Source organism: Pseudoalteromonas sp. OANN1 (assembly GCF_024124685.1).
Classification (GTDB): Bacteria; Pseudomonadota; Gammaproteobacteria; order Enterobacterales; family Alteromonadaceae; genus Pseudoalteromonas; species Pseudoalteromonas piscicida.
This window is the reverse complement of the sequence record NZ_JAMXSE010000016.1, coordinates 1-21072: the sequence shown is the minus strand read 5'-3', so window position 1 is coordinate 21072 and position 21072 is coordinate 1. Positions and strand designations below refer to the sequence as shown.

The following is a 21072-nucleotide window of genomic DNA, read 5'->3' as shown; positions in this document are numbered from 1 at the left end:
CTACAGAAAAATGTAAGTCTAGGTCTTACAAAAGACTGTCAGAGGCGCTGGTTGGGGCAAGTGTGTTCGGACCAGCTTTGACGATGAATTCAGGGCAGAACTTATCTTTGGTTAATGGTCGTTAACGAAGTAAGCTCTTACCCTGACAATCGCATAAAGACAGATATTGAGATTGTTCGAAAATATAAAGGGCTGAGAGTCCAGCCTTTTATATTTCTACAATAATTAGAACTTAGATGGTGCAGGAGGCACTGTCAGTGTTTTCTTCGGGCTATCTTTTAACTCTTGTAGTAGCTCTTTCACCGCACGTTCGACAGAAGGATCTTTACCTGCATGAACAAGTTCAGGTCTATCGATCACTTCGATATCAGGGCTTACGCCCTCATTTTCGATGATCCAATTACCATGGTTATCTAGTATTCGGAAGGTTGCAGCGATAACCTGACCTCCGTCAACAAGACTTGGATTGCCTGAGATCCCGATAAGACCACCCCAAGTGCGAGTACCAATCAGTTTGCCAAGGCCCGCCTGACGGAAGTAGTAAGGTAGAGCATCACCGCCCGAACTTGAATAACCATTGATAAGCATGGCTTTTGGACCATCGTGTGCAAACGAAGGTGTTTTTGTTGGTTCAACACCACGGCGTTTCCAATAGTTAAGTGGCTTACGAGCAAGCCAAGTGATCATGTGCTCAGGGATAAAGCCGCCGCCGTTATAACGGTCGTCGATGATCAGCGCATCTTTGCTCGTTTGTGGCATAAAGTTTTTAAATAACGAGCGATTACCATCATAGTGAGTATTTGGCAGGTGAACGTAGCCAATCTTACCGTTTGATAGTTTATCCACGTAGTCAGCACGTGATTGAACCCATGCCATGTAACGTAAGCCTTGCTCGCTGGCGACAGGTTTTACCGTGGTTTTCCAGCTATCATCAGCGTTTGGTGATTTACTCAATACCAGCTCAACTTGCTCGCCTTGGGTGTTTTCAAGTAGCTCGTAAAAGTTAACCACGTCTTTTACCGAGCGGCCATTTACCGAGATGATGTAATCACCTACATTGGCATTCACGCCAGTTTCATCGAGTGGTGAACGGTAGTCTTCATGCCAGTTCTCACCTTTGTAGATACGCTCAATTTTTACGTAGCCAGACTGATGAGCGCTTATTTCTGCGCCAAGTAAACCATGCTTTTTGCGCTCGGCTGTTGGGGCATCACCAGATTGTACGTAAATGTGACCTGCGTTGATTTCACCCGCAATTTCGCTAAGTACATAGTCTAAGTCGCTACGGTGTGCGACAGCGCTGGCAAGTGGTTGATACTTCTCCAAGATAGTATCCCAATCTTGACCGTGGTGATGCTCGTCGTAGAACCAGTCGCGTAAGGTACGCCAGCCTTCTACATACATTTGTTGCCACTCAACTTGCGGGTCGATTTTCAGTGCCATCTTAGATAAATCAAGCTGACTGGCTTTTAAATCTTGTTTTGGCTTTGGTGCAATTACACTGAAGTTGTTACCAGCGCGAGCGATCAGGTGTTTACCACCAGCGGCAACTTTATAGCTGCTTACGCCTTCGGCGACGGTTTCTAGTTTGCTATCCGGCTCGGTGCCGAGTAACTTTAACGCACCGCCTGTTAAGGTCAGTACGCCCCCTTCCACACCTGTGAGTGCACTGTAGTTACCAGCTGGGGCTGAGAGTGATATAACCCGTGACATAAAGCCGTTGGCCTCAATGTGATTTTCTTGTTTGTCGCTGTCCTTTTTCGTTTCTTCGTCTGATTGAATGCTTAACTCATCACTTTCAAAGGCATTAAGCGGCTTGATCTGACTATTCACCGCAACGCTATAAATGCGCGTGGCATTATTAAACATATAATCAAATTCATAGCTGCTAAAGGTAAGGTTATAGTCGCGCTCAGAAGTGAAATAAATGTAGTTTCCGTCAGGTGAAAAAGTCGGGTTACGCTCACTGGTCATGTTGTCAGTCAGTCGAGTGACCTTTTTATCCTTGATATTATAGTGCCAAAGTGAAGCGTAGCGGTTCTCGTTGTTTTTAACAAAAACAATATCTTCACTGTTTGGTGACCAAGTATATTCGGTTAGACCATCTTCGTCGTATTTGGCGGTGTCAATTTTATGCATATCGCCAGATTTCGCATCGACCCACCATAGCGTGTGGTTTTTATCTGCAAAGAGCAGTTTGCTATTATCAGCCGACCAAATTGGCGTAAAGCGCCAGATGGTACCATTGTCGGTTAACTGAATGGTTTTGTTGTTATTTGCTCTATCTTTTAGATAGATTTCATATTCACCTGTTTTATCGCTCATGTAGGCAATATAACGGCCATTCGGTGACCAGCTTGCTTCAATTTCACGGCCCTCTGGCGTGTAAGAGAGGTTACGAGTCGGCCCCTGCTTTACTGGGACTGAGAATAGCTCACCACGGGCAGTAAACAATGCGCGCTTACCATCGTGTGATATATCCATAGAATCAATAAAGTCGCTAACGTTTTTACTATATGGCATGGCATATTGACGCACACCAGCAACATCGATTTTTAGCTTTTTAGTTGTCTTTGTCGCTTCGTCAAAGCGATATAAGTAACCGCCATTTTCGTAGACAATGGCATCTGGTCCGGCTGATGGCCACAGCACGTCAAAGTCTTTGTGGTCAGTCATTTTAACCGGTGACTTGCCATCTCGATATTTATAAAGGTTGAGCGTGTAGTCACGATCAGACACAAAGTAGATACTGTCATTCACCCAAGTTGGTTGCTGATCGGTTGCTTTGTCGGTTGTGAGTTGTTTAGATGTATTGTTTTCAAGGTCATAAATCCAAACATCCTGTGCTCGACCACCACGAGAGCGCTTCCAGGTTCTAAACTCTCTGTCGATTGGTGTGTAAACATACTTGCTACCATCTGGAGAAAGCATGCCACCGCCGGTTTCCGGAATAGCCAGCGGCTGCTCGAGTCCACCCTCTACCGGTACCATATAAGGGCGACCCATACGTTTGCCCCATGGAGTACGGTTTGCTCTAAAGACGATATGTTTGCCGTCGGGCGTCCAATCCATTACACGGTAATCGAACCCACCACGAGGTGGCATTTGCCCAACATCGTTGTAATAAGTCAGTTGCTTTAATCCTGAACCGTCAGCATTGATCACGTAGATTTGACGGCTGCCATTATACTCAGCGGCAAAAGCGATTTTACTGCCATCAGGAGAAAACTTAGGGAAAGTCTCAAAACCAATATGGTCAGTCAGACGTTGGCTTTTACCTGTGTTGGTATTGGCAATATAAATGTCGCCAGCGTACACAAAAGTGACTTTATCTTTGTGAATATCTGGAAAGCGGAGTAGGCGGGTATCTTTGGTCTGATACGCTGAAACAAAAGGCGCGGCTGCCGCAGCAATGGCGAGCACGAGTGTTTTTATCTTCATCATAATATAGGCATTTCCGTTATTATTTTGATACATAATAACGATTGATAAGCGAAATGCACCCAATTTAGATGAGTAGCTTGTTTCAAAATGTGAAAAAACACCCCAACGCGGAGTGTGGTCGCGAAGAGGTGTTGAGTAGTTGGGGGAGGTACAGATGTACCTCAATCATGTGTTGATTTAGAACTGAGCAACAAAAGTTAGGTTGCTTGTTTCACCGCCGTCTGTGTCAACTACACTGCCTTTAAGGTAGTAAGTGTCGTTGAAGAAGTATTTAGCTTCTACCGCTAAGTCTGAATCATATGAACCTAGACCAAGCGCAAAGTTGCGAGTGAAGTAGTAGTTTGCGAGCACGTTTGTTACGTTGTCGTCAAAACCATCAGTATCAATACGGTTGTGCTCTACATCGATTGTGAAGTAGCTGTCACCACCAACGTGCATGAAGTAACGTGCACTTAGGTTTAGGTAATCAAATTCGTCTTCAGTTTCAACTGTGAAACCGATGTAATCTGTAGAATTTAGTTCGTGGTTGTACTCAGCTTTGAACCAAGTAGTATCACCGTTTTCAAACTCTTCTTGGCGAATGCTTAGCTTTAGGTTGTCGTTGTAAAGGTAACCAAAACCGAAAAAGTAATGGTCGTCAGCTTCGCCAAGATCTGCGATGCCAGCAGTTACAAACCATTCTTTAGTGATAAAGCCTTCACCACCAGCTGAGAAAGCATTTGAATAATCATCGTTAAAGTAACTTACGCCTACATTGCTGTCCGTATCAAGGTAGCCAAAGTCATCCCATACGCCTACTGATTCTTGAGGTGCGAAGAAATAGCGAGAAGAAAGCATCAGTGCGCGGTTGTCAGAGCCATCATAGTCATAATCTGTGTAACTAGCGGTGTTGAACCACTCTTTTTGTACGTTACCAGTGTTAGCCTGAGCTGCTGCTGAAACAAGTAGTGAAACAGCTGCGATAGATAGTAGTTTTTTCATAGTCATCCCTTTAATTTCCATATATTGAGCTACATCGACTCAACGGCGCGCATGGTAGTATTAGAAATCTGAACGGAAGCTGACAATAATGAAAAAAGTTTGGATATTGGCAAAAAAACTGAGACTTAATTATGCTTTTTATCTATGAGATAAACATAAAGGAAGAGAACATGACGAATTCATTCCATGGTATATCAATAGGCACTGAGCGCTTTGGAGATGATATTTATCTCACACTTAAGCCTACAGGTAAACTCACTCATGAAGATTATGTTGTTATTACACCAATAATCGAGAGTGCACTTAAAGCAGTAACAACGCCTAAGATCTATGCATTTCTTGATGCGACTGATTTTGAGGGCTGGGAGCCAAGGGCCATGTGGGATGACTTCCGACTCGCCTTTGAGCATAGCACTGAATTTGCCAAAGTAGCAATATATGGCGGCAAAAACTGGCATCGACTTGCTGCAACAATAGGTAACTGGTTTGTTACTGGTAAAGTGAAGTATTTTGATGATAAAGGAGATGCATTGAATTGGCTTAATGAACGAGAATGATTGAAGTTGAATTAAATTCATGATTTATATGTTGTGACTCGAGACGCTAGTCACGTGTGCAAAAAGTGGATTATTCAACCTATCATCAGTATAGTGAATTTACACCATTGGCTTTTGTCATAACGGCTTAGGAGCTTCAACTGTGAAAAAAATACTGATCACTGGTGCAAACCGCGGTATTGGACTTGCGTTAACTAAAACCTATCTGCAGGCTGGTTGGCACGTGTTAGCAACGTGTCGAGACCCGCTTATTGCTTCAGAACTCAATTCTCTCGCGCCTACTTTTCCTGAGCTCCAAGTATTTGCTTTAGATGTGACCAATTTCGACCAGATGGAAGAATTAAGCGAGAAGCTAGCCCCTGTTGCCATCGATATTGTTATTAACAATGCGGGTATTTATGGGCCGAAAGACTATGCATTTGGTGAAACAGATATAGAAGCGTGGCGAGAAGTGATGGAGGTTAATGTATTTTCCACCATGCGACTCGCAGAGCTATTTTACACCCATCTTTGCAACGGCAATGAAAAGATTTTTGCGGCCATTTCTTCTAAGGTAGGTAGTCACACCATGAATACTAAAGGCGGTGGCTATATCTATCGCAGCTCTAAGGCTGCACTAAATTCAGTGGTAAAAAGCCTATCAAATGATTTACTGGGTGAAGGGATCCGCACCGTCGCTATTCATCCTGGCTGGGTCCAAACAGAAATGGGTGGCCCTAATGCGTTAATTACCCCTGACGAGTCTGCAAATGGGATCTATTCGGTGTTATCTCATTTTGTGGATGCACAAAGCGGCGGTTTTTACGACTATAGCGGTGATGCTATTCCTTGGTAGTTAAACGATAGCTAATCTGTGCTTACACGAGAAATAAAAGATTCTGGCTACTTGACGAGACAGATGCATTGAGTAGTGCCCACATAGTAGTAAAGGAATGTGCATACAGTGGTAGAAGTGCAAAATTTAGTCTTCACGCGTCGTGATGGTGACGTGAATCGAGCTGTATTAGATAAGCTTAGCCTCAGTATTGCCGCTAAAGAACAGGTCGCGATTGTTGGAGATAGCGGGTCGGGTAAAACTACCCTGATCCATCTGATTGGTGGTTTATTAAGGCCTGATAGCGGCAGCATTGTTATTGATGGGCAAAATATTACTCAATTTAATGATACCGAGCTGGCGCTCTACCGTCGTGGTTTGGGGATGATATTTCAGCACTATCAATTGCTTGCACCTTTATCTGTTTACGACAATATCGTTTTTCAAGCACAGCTCAATCAATTGAACCCAAAGCAAAGCGATGTTAAAGCGTTGGCTGAGCGCTTAGGGATTTTGCATAAATTAACAGCCTTGCCGCAGCAATTGTCAGGTGGTGAGCAGCAGCGAGTTGGTATCGCACGTGCCATGATCAACAAGCCTAAGTTATTGCTGGCCGATGAGCCGACGGGCAACTTAGATGCTGCGAAAAGCGAAGAAGTGGTATCACTTCTGCGTGAGCTGTGCGAAGAGCAAGGCGTTAACTTGCTTATGGTTACACACAGCCAACACCTTGCTGACAGCCTCGATAGAAAAGTCACCATTCAAAATAACCGTGCTTATGGCTAAAGTGATGGAACGGCTGAGCGCGTTATCAGAAATTAGGCTGATACTTACTGTTTTTATCCAGTTCTACAAAAGGCATCTTTGGTTGTTTTTGCTATTCGTTTTTGGCTTGTCCTTGGGTAGTGCTTTGCTTGGCTCAATTCGAGGACTAAATCAAGAAGCAACAGATCGCTATCAGCAAACCAGCGCACTTATTAACAATCCTATTAGTCACTTTGTTCGGCCAAGCGTAGGCCGCGAGATGTTGACTGCCGATGTATGGACGGCGCTTCGAAGCGCAGGAGTCGTATCTGCTGAGCCAGTTTTGGAAGGCGTGCTTACCCTGCCGAGCGGGAATAGGCTTCGCATCAAAGGGGTTAATACTTTGCAATGGTTATCTGTGCCTAAAGCGCAATCACAGGGAGGTACGTCAGGCAATCAAACCGCACCGTTACAATTTGGATTTAATACAATTTACGTATCTGGCACGATGGCTCAACAGTTGTCGCTCAGTAGGCATGAAGTGATCAAGCTTCTTGATACGGATGTACACTTCGTTGTTTTATCGGAACTGACTGGTGATACCGCATTAGCCGATATTGCATTAGTTGACCATTTACTGAATTCAGCGGGTCGAATAAGTTATATAGAGATCTCAAATGCAGTATTGGATGAGACAAAGGTTAGGCAGATTATTGGTGACAAAGCTCAGCTGCAAAATGCACAAGCACAGTCATTCGACTCGTTGTCGAAGGCATTTTTCTTCAACCTGCAAGCACTTGCATTCCTAGGCTACGTAGTTGGCGCTTTTTTAAGTTTTAACGCCATAAAGCTTTGTCTGCACGCAAGAAAAACACTACATCAGCAACTCACACTACTCGGATGTATTCAAGCAAATGTAGTCGCAGCGGTAGTCATTGAAGTGCTCGTCTTAAGTTTAATTGCTGCACTGGTGGGCGCAGGTGTGGCTTTCTTGGGGGCGAACTTATTGGTGAGTGAGATCTCAATGGCGTTAGAGAGCTTATTCGCGTTAGATAGACGTTTACCGGTTAATTTCAGTTGGTTAGTCGTGCTGCAAGCATTTGTGTTAAACCTTTTGGTACTTGCTAGCGTGGCCTATTGCCAAGTAAAGCCTCTTACTTTTTATAAATCTTGGCAGAGTAAAATAGTGAGTGGAAGTCTACTGGCTGTGGCCGCTGGGTATTTTTATCTTGGTAGCGAAGCGCCATTTCATGCGCTTGGGTTGTGCGTTTGCTTACTGTTGCTCTTTTTTATGATAACACCGCTGGTACTACGAGCCGCGTTTAAAGGTATTCCAACTCAGCATCCATTAGTAAAATGGATGAAAGCAGACAGTGACGAGCAGATCAGAGTGCTTGCAATCAGTGTTTATGCCGTATTGCTTGCGGTTGGCACTTCCGTAGGGTTGCAAATTATGGTGAGCAGTTTTAGTTCAGCTTTGCAGATCCATTTAGATGGCCGCCTTAGCGCAGATCTATATGTGAGGCCTAGCGAAGTCTCTGATGTGCAATATCAATGGCTTTTAAGTCAACAGGATATCGACAAGGTCGGTGTATTTTGGCGTGCAGAGATAAGTTATGGTCTGAGCACACATCAACGAGATCCCCAACCTGCGAGTTTGATAAGCTTCGGTCGCTCTGGAGAACATCACTACAATCTTACGCTACTTTCGGGATCGCCTCCTAATAATGAAGTGCTTTACTATGATGTGAATAAGAACGTGATTGGGTGCCTTGCAAACGAGCCAAGCAAATTATTGTATGGCGTAAAGTTGGGTCAGCGTATTCGGTTGCAGCAAGGCAAAAAGCATATTAACTGTGAGATAACGGGTTTTTATTACGATTATGGCGAGCAGCGTGCGGTATTCGTCGTCGTGAATGACGCAATTGAAAACGCTGGGCTTAACTATGAAGCATATGGTTTTTCAATTGTTTTGAAGCCAGATATTGATACCGCTTTATTTAAGCAAAAGGTCATGCAGCGATTTCATTTAAACGACTCTCAAGTGGTTCAAAATCAGCGTTTTAAACAATACGCTACGCGTTTGTTTGAACATACGTTTTATGCAACACACGCGTTAAATTTAATGATAGTTGCTATCGCGTTATTTGGGCTATGGGTATCATTACTGACACTCGGCGCCAAGCAAATTCAACCATTGGCCATCTTAAAAACATTAGGCGTTACAACTTGGCAAGCATTTGCCATTAAATTAGGGCAAAGCGCCGTTATTCTGCTTGTGAGTTTAGTGCTGGCGACAATACTTGGGGGAATGCTCGGGTGGATCTTGCTTAAATTTGTGATGCCATTTGGCTTCGGTTGGACGATCCCTTTTCTATTACCTTATCTTGAGATCGTAGTCTTGATCACCCTAATTTTTGGTTTAGCTTTGCTGGTTAGTGTACTACCTCTACTCAAACTGAGTCGTTACGATACTGCGGATCTGTTGTATGAAGACTAATTATCTTATCGTTTTATTACTGTTAATCGTGGGAGTCGGCTGCACACCGGAATTATCAGAAGTCTCTAATTCAAAAAATGATTTTTTCAATCTTGAGTTAGGCGATCCGGTCTCTCCCTCATATCAGTTAAGTTTTCCACTTGATCACGGCAGTCATCCGGACCAAGGCATTGAATGGTGGTATGTTACTGCAAACTTAAAAAGTGATTCAGGGCAAGAGTTTGGTGCTCAATGGACGTTATTTAGAACCTCAGTTGTCAGCGGTCAATATGTCAGTTCATGGTGGGATGGTGAGTTATACTTTGCGCATTTTGCAATTCAAGATAATACAAGGCACCAAGCCTTCGAACGTTATGGCAGAGCAGGACAAGTAAAAATTCAAGCAGACCCATTTATCACGCAATTAGATAATTGGTATTTGCGCAGTGAGACGGAAACATTTTTTCCGTTAACGCTTCATGCTGAGGAAGAAAACAGCCGTGTTAGTTTAACACTTAACACAAGCCCAATGGTGCTACATGGGAAGAATGGCTACAGTGAAAAAACGTCCGACGGCCATGCCTCCATGTACTACAGCTATCCTTTTTTAAGCGTCTCGGGTGAGCTTACTTTTCAAGGTGCAACACATCAAGTCAGCGGTGACGCGTGGCTCGATAGAGAATGGTCTTCCTCATTTATCAGTAAATCACAACGCGGCTGGGACTGGTTTAGCATTCGGAGTCAAGACAGATCGAATGGTGCACTAATGGTATTTTGTATTCGTGATAGCCAACAAGTCTACAAAGATTGCCGAGGCACTGAAATTACAGCTGAGGGTAGCGCGACAGAAATAGCGCATAAGGATATTCAATTAAGTGTTTTGGAGCAGGTTTTGTTAGATGGAGTAAGCTATCCATTTAAATGGCAATTACGACTAAAGCACAGTCCTGTTATTCTGATAGAAAGTATCAATCGTGATGCGAGAAACCAGCTGACGATCCCGTATTGGGAAGGAAGAGTAAAAGTGTCCGGCGGCTATACCGGTGAAGGGTACGCTGAGCTAGTCGGATACGAATAGCCCACATTGGCTATATCGATTAACTTGTACCTATATTGTCGTTAAATTTCCTAGTGAGATAGTACTAGCTCACAATAAAGATGAATTTATCCTGAAATCTTGTTTTGACAGCGCTTTTTTCTGTCAAACTCAGTCCTAGAAAGCTAGACTCTAAGAATATCTTACTATCTGTGTTGCTATGTTAAATACGTTTTTTGTAACCGATCCCGCACCAGAGTTGCTACTCAACGGAACTTATGATGCTATGCTTGTGGCGTTATCTGTGCTTGTGGCTGTTATTGCCTCATTTTTTACGCTTATCCAGATCGACTTTGCTGAGCAAAACCAAAATAGCCGTATAAATCGACTCGCAAAATTTGGCGGTGCTGTTGCCATGGCAGGTGGTATTTGGAGTATGCACTTTATTGGGATGCTGGCGTTCTCACTCTGTGTAGAAGTGGATTACGATCCTTGGCTTACTGCAGCGTCTATCTTCCCCGCTTTCTTAGGCTGTTGGGTTTCGTTTGATTTGATAACTCGACCAAATGTCACACTTTCAGTTAAGGGGCTCGCCGCTGTCATTTTGGGAGCCGGAATTGGCACCATGCACTATAGCGGTATGGAAGCCATGCAGCTTGGCCCTATGTTGGGTTATGACCCTACACTTTTTGGCTTATCAATTATCGTTGCGGTGTCACTCGCTTTCATCGCTATTCAAACGAGAAGTAAGCTGCGCGATTATGTCAGCGACAACAATATCAGTATTGTGAGGTGTTTAGGTGCTTTGGCGCTTGGGGCATCGGTGTCGGGAATGCATTACACGGGCATGCAGGCGGCAAAATTTGTATCTGATTCACCAATAATTAGCCAAGAAATGCAAGATCAGCACACACAGTCACTTGCATTGTTTATTGCAGCTGTCAGTATGATCATTAGTGCTTTATCTGCGCTTATTCATACCGCGAGCAAGTACCGTTCGGTGGCTGCAGACAAAGCCGCTAATGAATCTAGGCTTGCGGCGATCCTAGAAACGGCCGTTGACGGGATCATCACCATCAATGGTGACGGTATCATTAAGAGCTGTAACCCGTTAGTTGAACGAATTTTAGGATGGTCTGAGGGAGAAACGCTTGGTCGCAATGTTGCGGTGTTTTTACCTAAAGAAGCGCAAACGAAAGTATCATTCGACAGCACTTACCTTGAACAATTTAAAGGGGTTGGCCGTGAAATCAAGGCGCTACACAAGCAAGGGCATCTGGTGCCTATCCGATTGGGAATAGGAGAGGTTGAGCTAAAAGACCAAAGCGCATTTTATGTGGGTTTTATCACTGATCTAACAGCCCAAAAGCAAATGGAAAAAGCGCTGATTGAGCAGGAAACGCGTTATCGGACACTATTAAATAACATGCCTGGCGTGGCGTTTCGCTGCCGGATAGATAGCGAATGGACAATGTCGTTTGTAAGTCCCATTGTCGAGCAGCTTACAGGTTATCGAGCAGAGGAGTTTATTTCTGGGCAAGTTCATTTTGCTGGCTTGATTATTGAAGACGACAAAAGTTTAACGCACGATGTGGTTGAACAAGCACTGCAATGCGGCAAAGCGAGTTACTCGCAGGAATATCGAATATTACACAAGTCAGGCCATACCAAGTGGGTGCTGGATAAAGGTTCATTTGAATACGATCAAGCGGGTAAAGTTGAGGGCATTGCGGGCGTATTACTTGATATTAGCGAGCGCAAGAACATGGAAGACGAACTACGTGCCGCGAAAAGCATCGCTGAAAGCGCAGCGGCTTCCAAGCAAGCATTTTTGGCGAACATGAGTCATGAAATTCGCACGCCGATGAACGCCATTTTAGGATTTAGTGAAGTACTGAGAGAGTCTGAGCTGAAGCCCGATCAAAGTAAGCATGTAAATACGATACTTACCAGTGCAAAGGCGCTGCTGCATTTACTTAATGACATTTTAGACTCCGCTAAGCTGGACCAAGGCAAGCTCGACCTGATTGAGAATGATTTCTGTATTTCTGAGCTACTCGACAACGTGGTATCGACGTTTTGGTATCAAGCAAAGAAAAAGGGCTTAAAACTAGAGCTCACGATGAGTCACAGTTTGCATCAAACTTATCATGGTGCTTCAGACCGCTTACGGCAGGTACTGGTTAATTTATTGGGTAATGCCATTAAGTTTACTGCACAGGGCAGTGTAGAGCTTAGTGTTGAGTCATCCCATGACGATTATGTACTGTTTAAAATTGCAGACACAGGTATAGGGATTGCCAACGATAGACTAGATTCTATTTTCAACCCCTTTGAGCAGGCCGACGAGAGCATGAGTCGCCGCTTTGGTGGCACAGGTCTTGGGACGACCATTAGCCGTCAGCTAGTCGAGTTAATGGGTGGAAAAATATGGGCTCATAGTGAGCTTGGAAAAGGGTCTACTTTCTACTTTACAGTGCCTCTTAAGAAAATCGCGGCATTCACAATAGCGCAAGATGTTCATGTCGAACTTCCCCCATTAAATATCTTGGTTGCCGATGATATTCAACAAAATACCGAATTGTTGAGCTTATTACTTGAAAAGCAAGGTCATAGTATAGAGGTCGCAGGAGATGGGCTTGAGGCCATCGAAAAAGCAAAAGCGCAACAATACGATCTTATTCTAATGGATATTCATATGCCGGGTTGTGATGGACTTGAGGCGACGCGTGCTATCAAAGCATATGAACGAGAAAATAGGCAACAAGAGACACCGGTAATTGCACTGACCGCGAGTGTGTTGGGCGAGGACAGAGCCGCTGCAAAAGCTGCTGGTATGGCTGCATTTGCGTCAAAACCAGTGGTGATAGAAGATTTAACTCGCACTATTGCTGAGACGCTCAATATCAATATCGCTCATACGGCGATTGGAGTAAGGCAAACCAGCAACAAACAGCTTATAAATAGAGCTAGAGCAATAAACCTGTGGGGCAGTGAGGCTCGGTTTTTAAAAGAACTGGCGCGTTTTTGGGAAGGTAAAAGAGAAGAAGTGATAGCGCTCTTTGCGCACGAAGGTCAGTTTACGAATGATGTGCTACAGAGCATTCATACCATCAAAGGCGTTGCCGGAAACCTGGCTTTGGAGACGCTATTTGCTCTGCTAGAGCAAATAGAGCGTAAAAAGGAAATTGACGAGCGCTTGAGAGCCAAAATGGCGCTCATTATTGAAAAACTAGACGACGTGGTTGGTCTGAGTGATGAAGAAGTCGTGACCAACGCGTTGAGTGAGGGCGACGTTTTTTTGTTTAAGCAAAACTTGCCACAAGTAAAAGAGATGATAGATGAGGCGCAAGTCGAGGATGATGTGCTTGACGCATTGTTAGAGAGTGCGCCCCTTACTTACCGAAGCCAGGTAGAGGCGTTGAAACATGCATTGGATGATTTTGAATTTGAACGTGCGGAGGAAATTCTCGCACAATTAATGAGTACTGATGTGTAATGATAAATGACCACAAGCCTCTGATCCTAGCTGTTGACGATGAAGCGACAAATTTGCAAATTCTAAAGCAAACGCTGGGCAATCAATATCGTATGAAGTTTGCAAAGTCAGGAAAGTTGGCGCTGGAGCTAGTAGATAAAGAACTACCTAACTTAATTTTACTCGATGTTATGATGCCAGAAATGACAGGTTTTGAAGTCTGCTCCAAATTAAAAGAAGACCCTACCACGGCGAGGATCCCGGTGATTTTTGTGACCGCCTTGAGTGAAGAGTTTGACGAAGCTCGAGGCTTTGAGTTAGGTGGTGTTGATTACATCACAAAGCCTATCAGCCCTGCTATAACTAGAGCGCGAGTGAAGACGCACTTGTCTTTAGTTAGTGCTACTGAGCTTAAAAGTGCATACGTTGAATTGATGCAGCGGCTCGGTCAGGCAGCGGAATACAAAGACAATGAAACAGGCCAACATATTGCAAGAATGAGCCGCTACTGCTTTGTGCTTGCTAAAGCTTGTGGTTTACCGGAAGCGTATGCGGAAGATTTGATGCTCGCCGCCCCGATGCACGATATTGGCAAGGTTGGTATTGCCGACAGCATTTTGCTGAAACCCGGACGTTTAGATGCCGAAGAGTATGAGGTGATGAAACAACACGCTGAGCTGGGTGCAAATATACTCGCGGACTCTGATTCAAAACTCGTCAAGCTTGCATATTTAATGGCCATGGAGCACCACGAAAAATTTGATGGAAGCGGTTATCCAAAAGGATTAAAGGGGGAAGAAATCTCACTTGAAGGGAGGATCTGTGCGCTTGCGGACGTGTTTGATGCACTTACTTCAAAGCGCCCATACAAAGAGGCTTGGCCTATTGAAAAGGCATTAGCCTTCATTCATTCTGAAAGTGGTAAGCACTTTGACCCAAAATTAGTTGAATTACTCGATGAAAACCTACCAGAAATCCTAAAGATTAAAGCGCAGTATGACTGAGGGGAGTTGATCTTCGTTGGCTAATTGAAGATTAATGCTTGTGAGCGTAGAGAGAGGGAGTAGTAAGGCATTTTTAAGTTCTCATATTGTAAAGCATTTGCTATACGAATAATTTGTATCTATATTGGGTTCTAACCATGGAACTATCAACAAGGATACGATTGTGAATTCAGTTTCAACTATGGCAATAAGTCTTACCGCCATGTTAGCTTCACTACCTAGCATCGCCAGCTCAACAAATTTTATGGAGCTTGGATTTGGTCGGTTAGCGTTCGATAACGTCAGTGAGATTGAGCCTAAAGGCTTTGTCATTACAGCAAATATAGAGTTCGGTGGGCTTTACCTAGAAGGTTCTTCTGCTCTGATGGCTGATGACGTCGCGGTTACCGGATTAGTTTATGGTGCAGAAGAAGACGTATTAGCCACTTTAGATTTCGATGTTGACTCTAGAACTTATACCTTATTGGCCGGTAAGCAGTTCGATTTGAATGATAATAGCCTTATTGATATTTATGGCGGTTATTCTAGGCATAGATTGGAGGTAGCTTATTCAGGCTTAGTCAATACGACGTACTATGATGGTTACACCAATAAAGAGCTTATATTATTTCTTGACCAAGGGGAAAATGAGTCAAGTGATCATTATCATTTAGAAGCTGCTTATGACTATACACATGTAGACCTTAATTTTAGGGTAGGTGTTGGCTTTGAGCGGATCCAGGATGATGTAAGTGAGAATAATTTAGTGTATCTGGCAGAGGTTGGATATCGTTTTACCAATAATATTTCCGCAAACGTGAGCTATAGAAATGCTGAGGTCTACAATACCCTCAGTCTGAATTTGAGGTATAGCTTCTGACGACAATGCCCTGTCATGCCGTTAATCTTTTTGTGAACGGCATGATATCCAACCTAAAGCGCCTAGCTAATTTTCTTCCGCTTGGTTTACGACACTGAGTTGCACTCGAGCAAGTTAACGGTTTGATTAATAGTAACAAACTTTGTTACAAAGTCATTTTGTATTTATTTTGGGTTCTAGTTGTATTTATATGTAATTGCCGTAGCATGCGCCACGAATTAAATACGAGAATGATGGAGTGGATCGTGAATTCAATTTTAAAGCAAGTGGCATTAGTATCTGCATTATTTGCATCAACAGCTAGCCTAGCAAACTCAACAGACTTCGTTGAACTAGGTTATGGAAAAATCACGCTTGATGGCGTTGATGAATTCAAGCCTACGGGTATCGCAGTTACGGTAAACAAGGCATTTGACGGCTTTTATCTTCAAGGTACTTATGCTGCATTAAGTGATGACTTTAAAGGTACTTCAATCGAAAGCGATTATTACGCAAATATAGAAACAACGGTTAAAGTTGAGACAGATTTAAACTATCTTACTCTTTTAGTTGGTCATCAGTTTGATGTAACAGATGCTGGCTTCGTCGATGCATATGGTGGTTATTCTAGATACAAATTAGAACTGGATTACTCAGGCATCGCAGATATTGCTTATAACGATGGCTACAGTTATCAAGACAGCTTCTCTGATAAAGAGAGTGACACGAGCGATCATTACCATATTGAAGCTGCCTACGAGCATTCATTCGGAGATCTGAATGCACGCGTTGGTCTTGGTCTAGAACGTATTCAAGATGATGAAAGCGAAACTAACTTTGTATACTTTGCCAAGCTGAGTTACCAATTTACCGACAGCATCTCGGCTAATGTTAGCTACAGAAATGCAGACGAATACGATAACTTTGGTGTAAACCTAAGATATAGTTTCTGATATTACGGTTATTAAGGTCGGCAGACCCTAGATAAGATGCGGTTTCTTTTAGTAGAAATTGCATCTAAAGCAAAATGCATGTTCTAATCCAAACTTTCGCTACTATACCTGTTAACACCAAGCTATTATTTCTTTGACATTCGTGTTCATCTCTTCGGATTTTCCTATCAAATTAAGCTTTTTGCATCGCACCCAGCATGTAATACCAATTAGTTAGTTCATTCCTTATCCAAACCTCAGGTTAAATAAATTAATATTAAAAGTGTTTTTATTCTAGAAACACTTAAACGTGCAACAAAACCTTGTTATGCTCCGACCTTTACTATGTAGATAGATAAGGAGATGATCATGAATTCTACAGTTAAGTTAGCTGCTTGCCTTTCAGTAGCTTTGGTAAGCTCAGGTTGCTTCGCACAATCAAAAGATTACGTTGAGATAGGTTATGGGAAAATCTCAATTAAAGAGCTGAGTGAAATAAAGCCAACAGGGATGGCGCTGAGCGCAAAAAAATCCTTCGACCAATTTTACTTACAGGGTACCTATATAATATCGAGTGATAAAAACAGTCAGCAAAATGATATCGCTAGTGGCGTTGGCGCTCGAATAATCGAAACAAAAGTTGATACAGACTGGAAACAATTTACTGTACTAGTGGGTCATGAATTTCAACTATCAGAACAATCATCGCTGGATTTATATGGTGGTTATTCTCGGCTCAAGTTGCAAATGGATGCAACTGCGGAAGTGGAATATATTATCAACGGCGAATACCGTTATAGAAATGAAATTGACGTATCAGCTAACAACGATGCCGATCTTTATCATCTTGAATTGGCTTATGCGCTCTCGGTAGACTCATTCGATGCGAAGACCGGTATTGGGTTTGAACGCATCAATGGTGAGGAAGGAGAAAGTAGTTTTGTATACCTTGCTGAGATTGGCTACCATTTTACTGATCATATTTCTGCAAATCTAAACTATAGAAATGCTGATGTGTACAACAACGTTGGTTTTAATCTGCGCTATAGCTTTTAGTCGTTGAAAAAGGTGCGTGATGGGCGCACCTTCTTAATTTGCTAAGCGAATTTATCCATCAACTGAGCATATTGGTAATACGCGAGTTGACCTACTCTCCGTAATCGTGGCATCGGAAACTTAGGTAGTGGCTTGGTATAGATTGGTAAATTAGGGACTTTAAGACCCATTAATTTTTCAGCAAGTCGAATACTTGCCTGAGCACTAAACGCTACACCTGAGCCGCAATATCCAAGTACATACCCGGTATTGTTTTCGCTGTAGATATGGGGAAGATCATCAAGCGCGGCGGCAATATAACCACTCCAAAAGTAATCAACTTTAACATCGAGTTTAGGAAAGCAATCGTTAAGTGCTGAGCGCAAGTTGTATTGATATTTTGCATTGTCCTGATCATGGCCAAACACCGCGCCTCGCCCACCAAACAAAATACGGTTGTCAGGCAGGCGACGATAGTAGTATTTAAGCCGTCTGGTATCCATGACGACTTGCTCTGTGATTAAGCCATTGGCAGCGAGTTGCTCATCGCTAAGTGGTTCAGTCACGATAATACTACTTAAAATAGGCAAGTAACGCCCTTGAGTTAACGGTGAAAACTGTCGCTGAGCATAGGCATTCGCTGCGATCACTACCTTATTTGCTGAGACTTTGTGGCCGTTCACTTCGAGCTGGTGGTTGCCATTTTGGTTCTGGTGGCGGGTGACCAGACTGTTTTCATAAAGTTGCACACCAGCTTGCTGAGCTAATGCCTTGTAACCTAGTAACAGTTTCAACGGGTGAACACCAAACGCGTTGTCAAATCGCAATGCGCCAAACCCTTGCTGGTTGTGCATATAGGTTTCGGTCAGTTGTTGCCGAGACAGTAACTGATGGCTCTTGCTACCCAAGGTTGCAGTGAGAAATTCGGACTGCGCTTTTAGTAGCGAAAATGCTTGCTGATTGTGTGCAACTTTCAAATACCCAGATGCTTGCACGTTGCAATCAATGTGATTGCCGTCGATATGTTCTCGCACTAAAGCAACGGCGTTGTTATACTCTTGATATATGGATTTACTGACATCCAAACCATATTTTTTGGCCAGTTGCGCATAACCAAGCCGTCCCGTACTTGGTAGCACAAATCCCGCATTTCTCGCGCTCGCGCCAAAGCCTACTTGATTGGCTTCAAATAGGGCAACGCTTTGATGATGAGTGGTAGCTAAATGGTAGGCGGTAAGTAAGCCCGTAAAGCCGCCACCGATCACTGCGATATCTACTTGTAGTGGTTTATCTAGCGAAGGGTTGGGGGTACCTAAAGGGCAGGTTGCAGCCCAGTAGCTATTGGCAAAAGCTTGGCCTTGGCAATGTGGCTGAGTGAGAGGATCAAACCCTGACATCTTAAAACTCCAATACCATTTCTGCTGCTTGGCAGTGACATTCTGTACCACAAATAGTACAAACATAGCTGTGATAGATACAGTCATCTAGCCACTTATCATCATGGACTTTGATCAGTTTGCCACCGGCTTTGGTGAAGTATTTAACGGCACCGTTACCTGGGCTTTGTTTCCAAAGATGAGCAACGCCAGCTCTCGCGCCTTGTTGTTTTAATGCTGTAATTGCGTGCTTTAGTAATTGGGGTCCAATACCTTGGCCCTGTGCGTTCGGTGACACCGCGATACATTTAAAATATGCCATATCATTTTGATCAACCGGCCACAAAGACGGTGAACTCCACTTATCTATAGGCCATTGTCCGGCACTATATGACGTTCTGAAGCCGAGTAACTCATCTTCATCGTTTAGGGCAACAAAGGAAGCATTTATACCGTCTTTACAGCCTTTTTGGCGCATTTGTTCAATGCCTGCGTTATCAAGATAATTATCACCATGAACGAGATTACCAAGTGCGATAACGCGCTCGAAATGTTCTGGTTGTAAAGGAATAATTTTCATAGGCTGCTCTGTTGTTATTTACGGTGAGGTTCTAGCATACCACTTTAGATTATGTACCAAAAACGCTAAGGTTCATCGATTTGAGTAAACGTTATTACATGTGTTGTAAGAATAAAAAGTGAACAAAATTTGACAGCGATGTCATTTTGTTAATAATTGTTGAATTGGTGGGTTCCACTATTAACAACAACATGTAAAGGAAAAGTATGAACAGTCTAAAATTAGCGACCGCAGTTTCGCTTGCCATAACTGCAAGTCAAGTGATGGGCATGAGTCCGCAACCCGATCCACAAAACCCCAATGGTTATATTGTTTCTCGAATAGAGTTGGATAATGCCCAGAGCGCGAAGACCAATAACCCTATGTATGCGATTTGGTCAAAAGCACTGGAAACAAGAGATAATGCCGTTGTAGAGGCCATTGCGCCTGGGCTTGCCAGTAATCCAGATAATGTAAAAAGAGCTGAGCGGGTATTTGGTCAAACTCAGTGGCAATTTCTGACGCAAATGGCGGCGCCTGAATACACCTATACGCGCTTTTTGCGTGCTATTGGTAAGTTTCCCGCATTTTGTGGCGACTATACTGATGGCAGAGACGCCGACGCAATCTGTAAACGCTCAATCGTGACTGCATTTGCGCATTTTGCCCAAGAAACGGGGGGGCATATTGCCAAAGACAACACTTCTGATAATCCTCTTGGGTTAGAAGAGTGGCAACAAGCATTGGTTCATGTGCGTGAAATGGGTTGGTCAGAAGGGCAGGCTGGCTATACTACGGGGTGTGGACAAAATGACTGGCAGAACCGCCGCTGGCCATGCGGGACAGGGCAAGGATATTTTGGCCGAGGCGCTAAGCAGCTTTCATATCACTTCAACTATGGCGCATTTAGTGAAGTTATGTTTAATGGTGATGCAACGGTGCTTTTAAACAACCCAGGTTTAGTAGCAGACTCTTGGCTAAATTTAGCGTCTGCAATTTGGTTTTTCTTAACGCCGCAAGCGCCAAAACCTGCAATGTTACACGTTATTGATAGAACTTGGACGCCATCATTGCGTGAAAGTGAGGCGGGGATTGGTTATGGCTTTGGCACCACGATTAATATTATCAATGGGGGGATTGAATGCGGCGCGCAAAATAAAGACAAAGGTCAGCCCGTTAACCGCATTCGTTATTGGGAAGGACTCTCGCATTATTACAACATCACCATTGAAGCTGATGAAGAAAATACCTGTTGGCAGCAAACACCATACGGCAGCTTAAACCTCGACGGCGCGACTGATGTCCTTTACACCAACTGGGAAGGTGATTGGGCTTATTATGCAGACCGCCCAGGAGGTTATTCATTTGAGTGCAAACTCGTGGGGTATCAAACAGCTTATTCCGCACTTGTGCCGGGAGACTACGAGAAATGCGTGACAAACTTTTATCAATCACACGCAAGCTGGCCTGAAGTTCGTGTCGTTGATGACTTACCAACCAACCCGACTGAACCGCCTGTTGATGGTGTACCTGCTTGGGATGCCGACAAGGTTTACTTAAAAGGTGATAGAGCGAGCTACAATGGTGTGATCTACGAAGCCAAGTGGTGGACCAAAGGAAATATCCCAACTGCCGATGGCTCGGGTCCTTGGTTAGCGGTTAATTAAATAACCTGATGTAATGGTCTCCTCCCACACTCGGCATCGGTGTGCCATGATTGAATTGCAAACAATCAAAATGGGAGAAGACCAAATGCAGATTACAACAATCAGTATCGACATCGCAAAAAATATTT

15 protein-coding genes are annotated in these 21072 nt (G+C 43.6%); 11 read left to right on the top strand and 4 right to left on the bottom strand.

Annotated elements, in window-relative coordinates; genetic code table 11:
• Positions 1-225 precede the first annotated feature (225 nt).
• Positions 226-3477 carry a S41 family peptidase gene (locus NH462_RS13865; RefSeq protein ID WP_253106101.1) on the bottom strand — a complete coding sequence of 1084 codons (3252 nt, stop codon included), beginning with the start codon at positions 3475-3477 and terminating at the stop codon, positions 226-228.
• 144 nt (positions 3478-3621) lie between these two features.
• Positions 3622-4425: a putative porin gene (locus tag NH462_RS13860; protein WP_010370000.1), complete on the bottom strand. Its 804-nt coding sequence runs from the start codon at positions 4423-4425 to the stop codon at positions 3622-3624.
• Between the two features lie 170 nt (positions 4426-4595).
• Between NH462_RS13860 and NH462_RS13855 the strand changes: the two genes are divergently transcribed.
• From NH462_RS13855 to NH462_RS13810, 10 genes are all read left to right on the top strand, one after another.
• Positions 4596-4982 (top strand): STAS/SEC14 domain-containing protein, encoded by a 387-nt coding sequence (locus NH462_RS13855; protein WP_239360301.1) that lies wholly within the window; start codon positions 4596-4598, stop codon positions 4980-4982.
• Positions 4983-5124: 142 nt separating this feature from the next.
• Entirely contained in the window at positions 5125-5817 is a 693-nt protein-coding gene (locus NH462_RS13850) for an SDR family oxidoreductase (protein ID WP_253106099.1), read from the top strand.
• A 108-nt stretch (positions 5818-5925) separates the two neighbouring features.
• Positions 5926-6582 (top strand): ABC transporter ATP-binding protein, encoded by a 657-nt coding sequence (locus NH462_RS13845; protein ID WP_253106097.1) that lies wholly within the window; start codon positions 5926-5928, stop codon positions 6580-6582.
• Positions 6583-6586: 4 nt separating this feature from the next.
• On the top strand, positions 6587-9040 hold the full coding sequence (locus NH462_RS13840) for an ABC transporter permease (RefSeq protein ID WP_253106095.1): 2454 nt from the start codon (positions 6587-6589) through the stop codon (positions 9038-9040).
• A complete protein-coding gene (locus NH462_RS13835; protein ID WP_253106093.1) occupies positions 9030-10097 on the top strand; it encodes a lipocalin-like domain-containing protein in 1068 nt (355 codons plus the stop codon). Before NH462_RS13840 ends, NH462_RS13835 begins: the two co-directional genes overlap by 11 nt.
• A gap of 178 nt (positions 10098-10275) precedes the next feature.
• Complete coding sequence (locus tag NH462_RS13830; RefSeq protein ID WP_253106090.1) at positions 10276-13554, top strand: MHYT domain-containing protein; 3279 nt, start codon at positions 10276-10278, stop codon at positions 13552-13554.
• Positions 13554-14537 (top strand): HD domain-containing phosphohydrolase, encoded by a 984-nt coding sequence (locus tag NH462_RS13825; RefSeq protein ID WP_017217673.1) that lies wholly within the window; start codon positions 13554-13556, stop codon positions 14535-14537. Before NH462_RS13830 ends, NH462_RS13825 begins: the two co-directional genes overlap by 1 nt.
• Before the next feature lie 163 nt (positions 14538-14700).
• On the top strand, positions 14701-15396 hold the full coding sequence (locus tag NH462_RS13820; protein WP_238322863.1) for a hypothetical protein: 696 nt from the start codon (positions 14701-14703) through the stop codon (positions 15394-15396).
• A gap of 245 nt (positions 15397-15641) precedes the next feature.
• Positions 15642-16328, top strand: a complete 687-nt coding sequence (locus NH462_RS13815; protein ID WP_253106088.1) for a porin family protein — start codon at positions 15642-15644, stop codon at positions 16326-16328.
• A gap of 348 nt (positions 16329-16676) precedes the next feature.
• Positions 16677-17363: a porin gene (locus NH462_RS13810; RefSeq protein WP_253106085.1), complete on the top strand. Its 687-nt coding sequence runs from the start codon at positions 16677-16679 to the stop codon at positions 17361-17363.
• Between the two features lie 41 nt (positions 17364-17404).
• Here the strand turns inward: NH462_RS13810 and NH462_RS13805 are convergent, their stop codons facing one another.
• Both NH462_RS13805 and NH462_RS13800 read right to left on the bottom strand, forming a co-directional pair.
• Complete coding sequence (locus NH462_RS13805; protein ID WP_253106250.1) at positions 17405-18739, bottom strand: FAD-dependent oxidoreductase; 1335 nt, start codon at positions 18737-18739, stop codon at positions 17405-17407.
• 1 nt (position 18740) lies between these two features.
• Entirely contained in the window at positions 18741-19298 is a 558-nt protein-coding gene (locus tag NH462_RS13800; RefSeq protein ID WP_253106083.1) for a GNAT family N-acetyltransferase, read from the bottom strand.
• A 206-nt stretch (positions 19299-19504) separates the two neighbouring features.
• On the opposite strand from NH462_RS13800, the gene NH462_RS13795 reads away from it, so the two are divergent.
• On the top strand, positions 19505-20944 hold the full coding sequence (locus NH462_RS13795; protein ID WP_253106082.1) for a chitinase: 1440 nt from the start codon (positions 19505-19507) through the stop codon (positions 20942-20944).
• Positions 20945-21072 lie beyond the last annotated feature (128 nt).

What these genes read in the sequence shown, in the direction of transcription:
- NH462_RS13825 (WP_017217673.1), top strand. Translation starts at nt 13,554, where the DNA reads ATGATAAATGACCACAAGCCTCTGATCCTAGCTGTTGACGATGAAGCG.
- NH462_RS13860 (WP_010370000.1), bottom strand. Translation starts at nt 4,425, where the DNA reads ATGAAAAAACTACTATCTATCGCAGCTGTTTCACTACTTGTTTCAGCA.
- NH462_RS13865 (WP_253106101.1), bottom strand. Translation starts at nt 3,477, where the DNA reads ATGTATCAAAATAATAACGGAAATGCCTATATTATGATGAAGATAAAA.
- NH462_RS13835 (WP_253106093.1), top strand. Translation starts at nt 9,030, where the DNA reads ATGAAGACTAATTATCTTATCGTTTTATTACTGTTAATCGTGGGAGTC.
- NH462_RS13810 (WP_253106085.1), top strand. Translation starts at nt 16,677, where the DNA reads ATGAATTCTACAGTTAAGTTAGCTGCTTGCCTTTCAGTAGCTTTGGTA.
- NH462_RS13840 (WP_253106095.1), top strand. Translation starts at nt 6,587, where the DNA reads ATGGAACGGCTGAGCGCGTTATCAGAAATTAGGCTGATACTTACTGTT.
- NH462_RS13805 (WP_253106250.1), bottom strand. Translation starts at nt 18,739, where the DNA reads ATGTCAGGGTTTGATCCTCTCACTCAGCCACATTGCCAAGGCCAAGCT.
- NH462_RS13800 (WP_253106083.1), bottom strand. Translation starts at nt 19,298, where the DNA reads ATGAAAATTATTCCTTTACAACCAGAACATTTCGAGCGCGTTATCGCA.
- NH462_RS13795 (WP_253106082.1), top strand. Translation starts at nt 19,505, where the DNA reads ATGAACAGTCTAAAATTAGCGACCGCAGTTTCGCTTGCCATAACTGCA.
- NH462_RS13855 (WP_239360301.1), top strand. Translation starts at nt 4,596, where the DNA reads ATGACGAATTCATTCCATGGTATATCAATAGGCACTGAGCGCTTTGGA.
- NH462_RS13830 (WP_253106090.1), top strand. Translation starts at nt 10,276, where the DNA reads ATGTTAAATACGTTTTTTGTAACCGATCCCGCACCAGAGTTGCTACTC.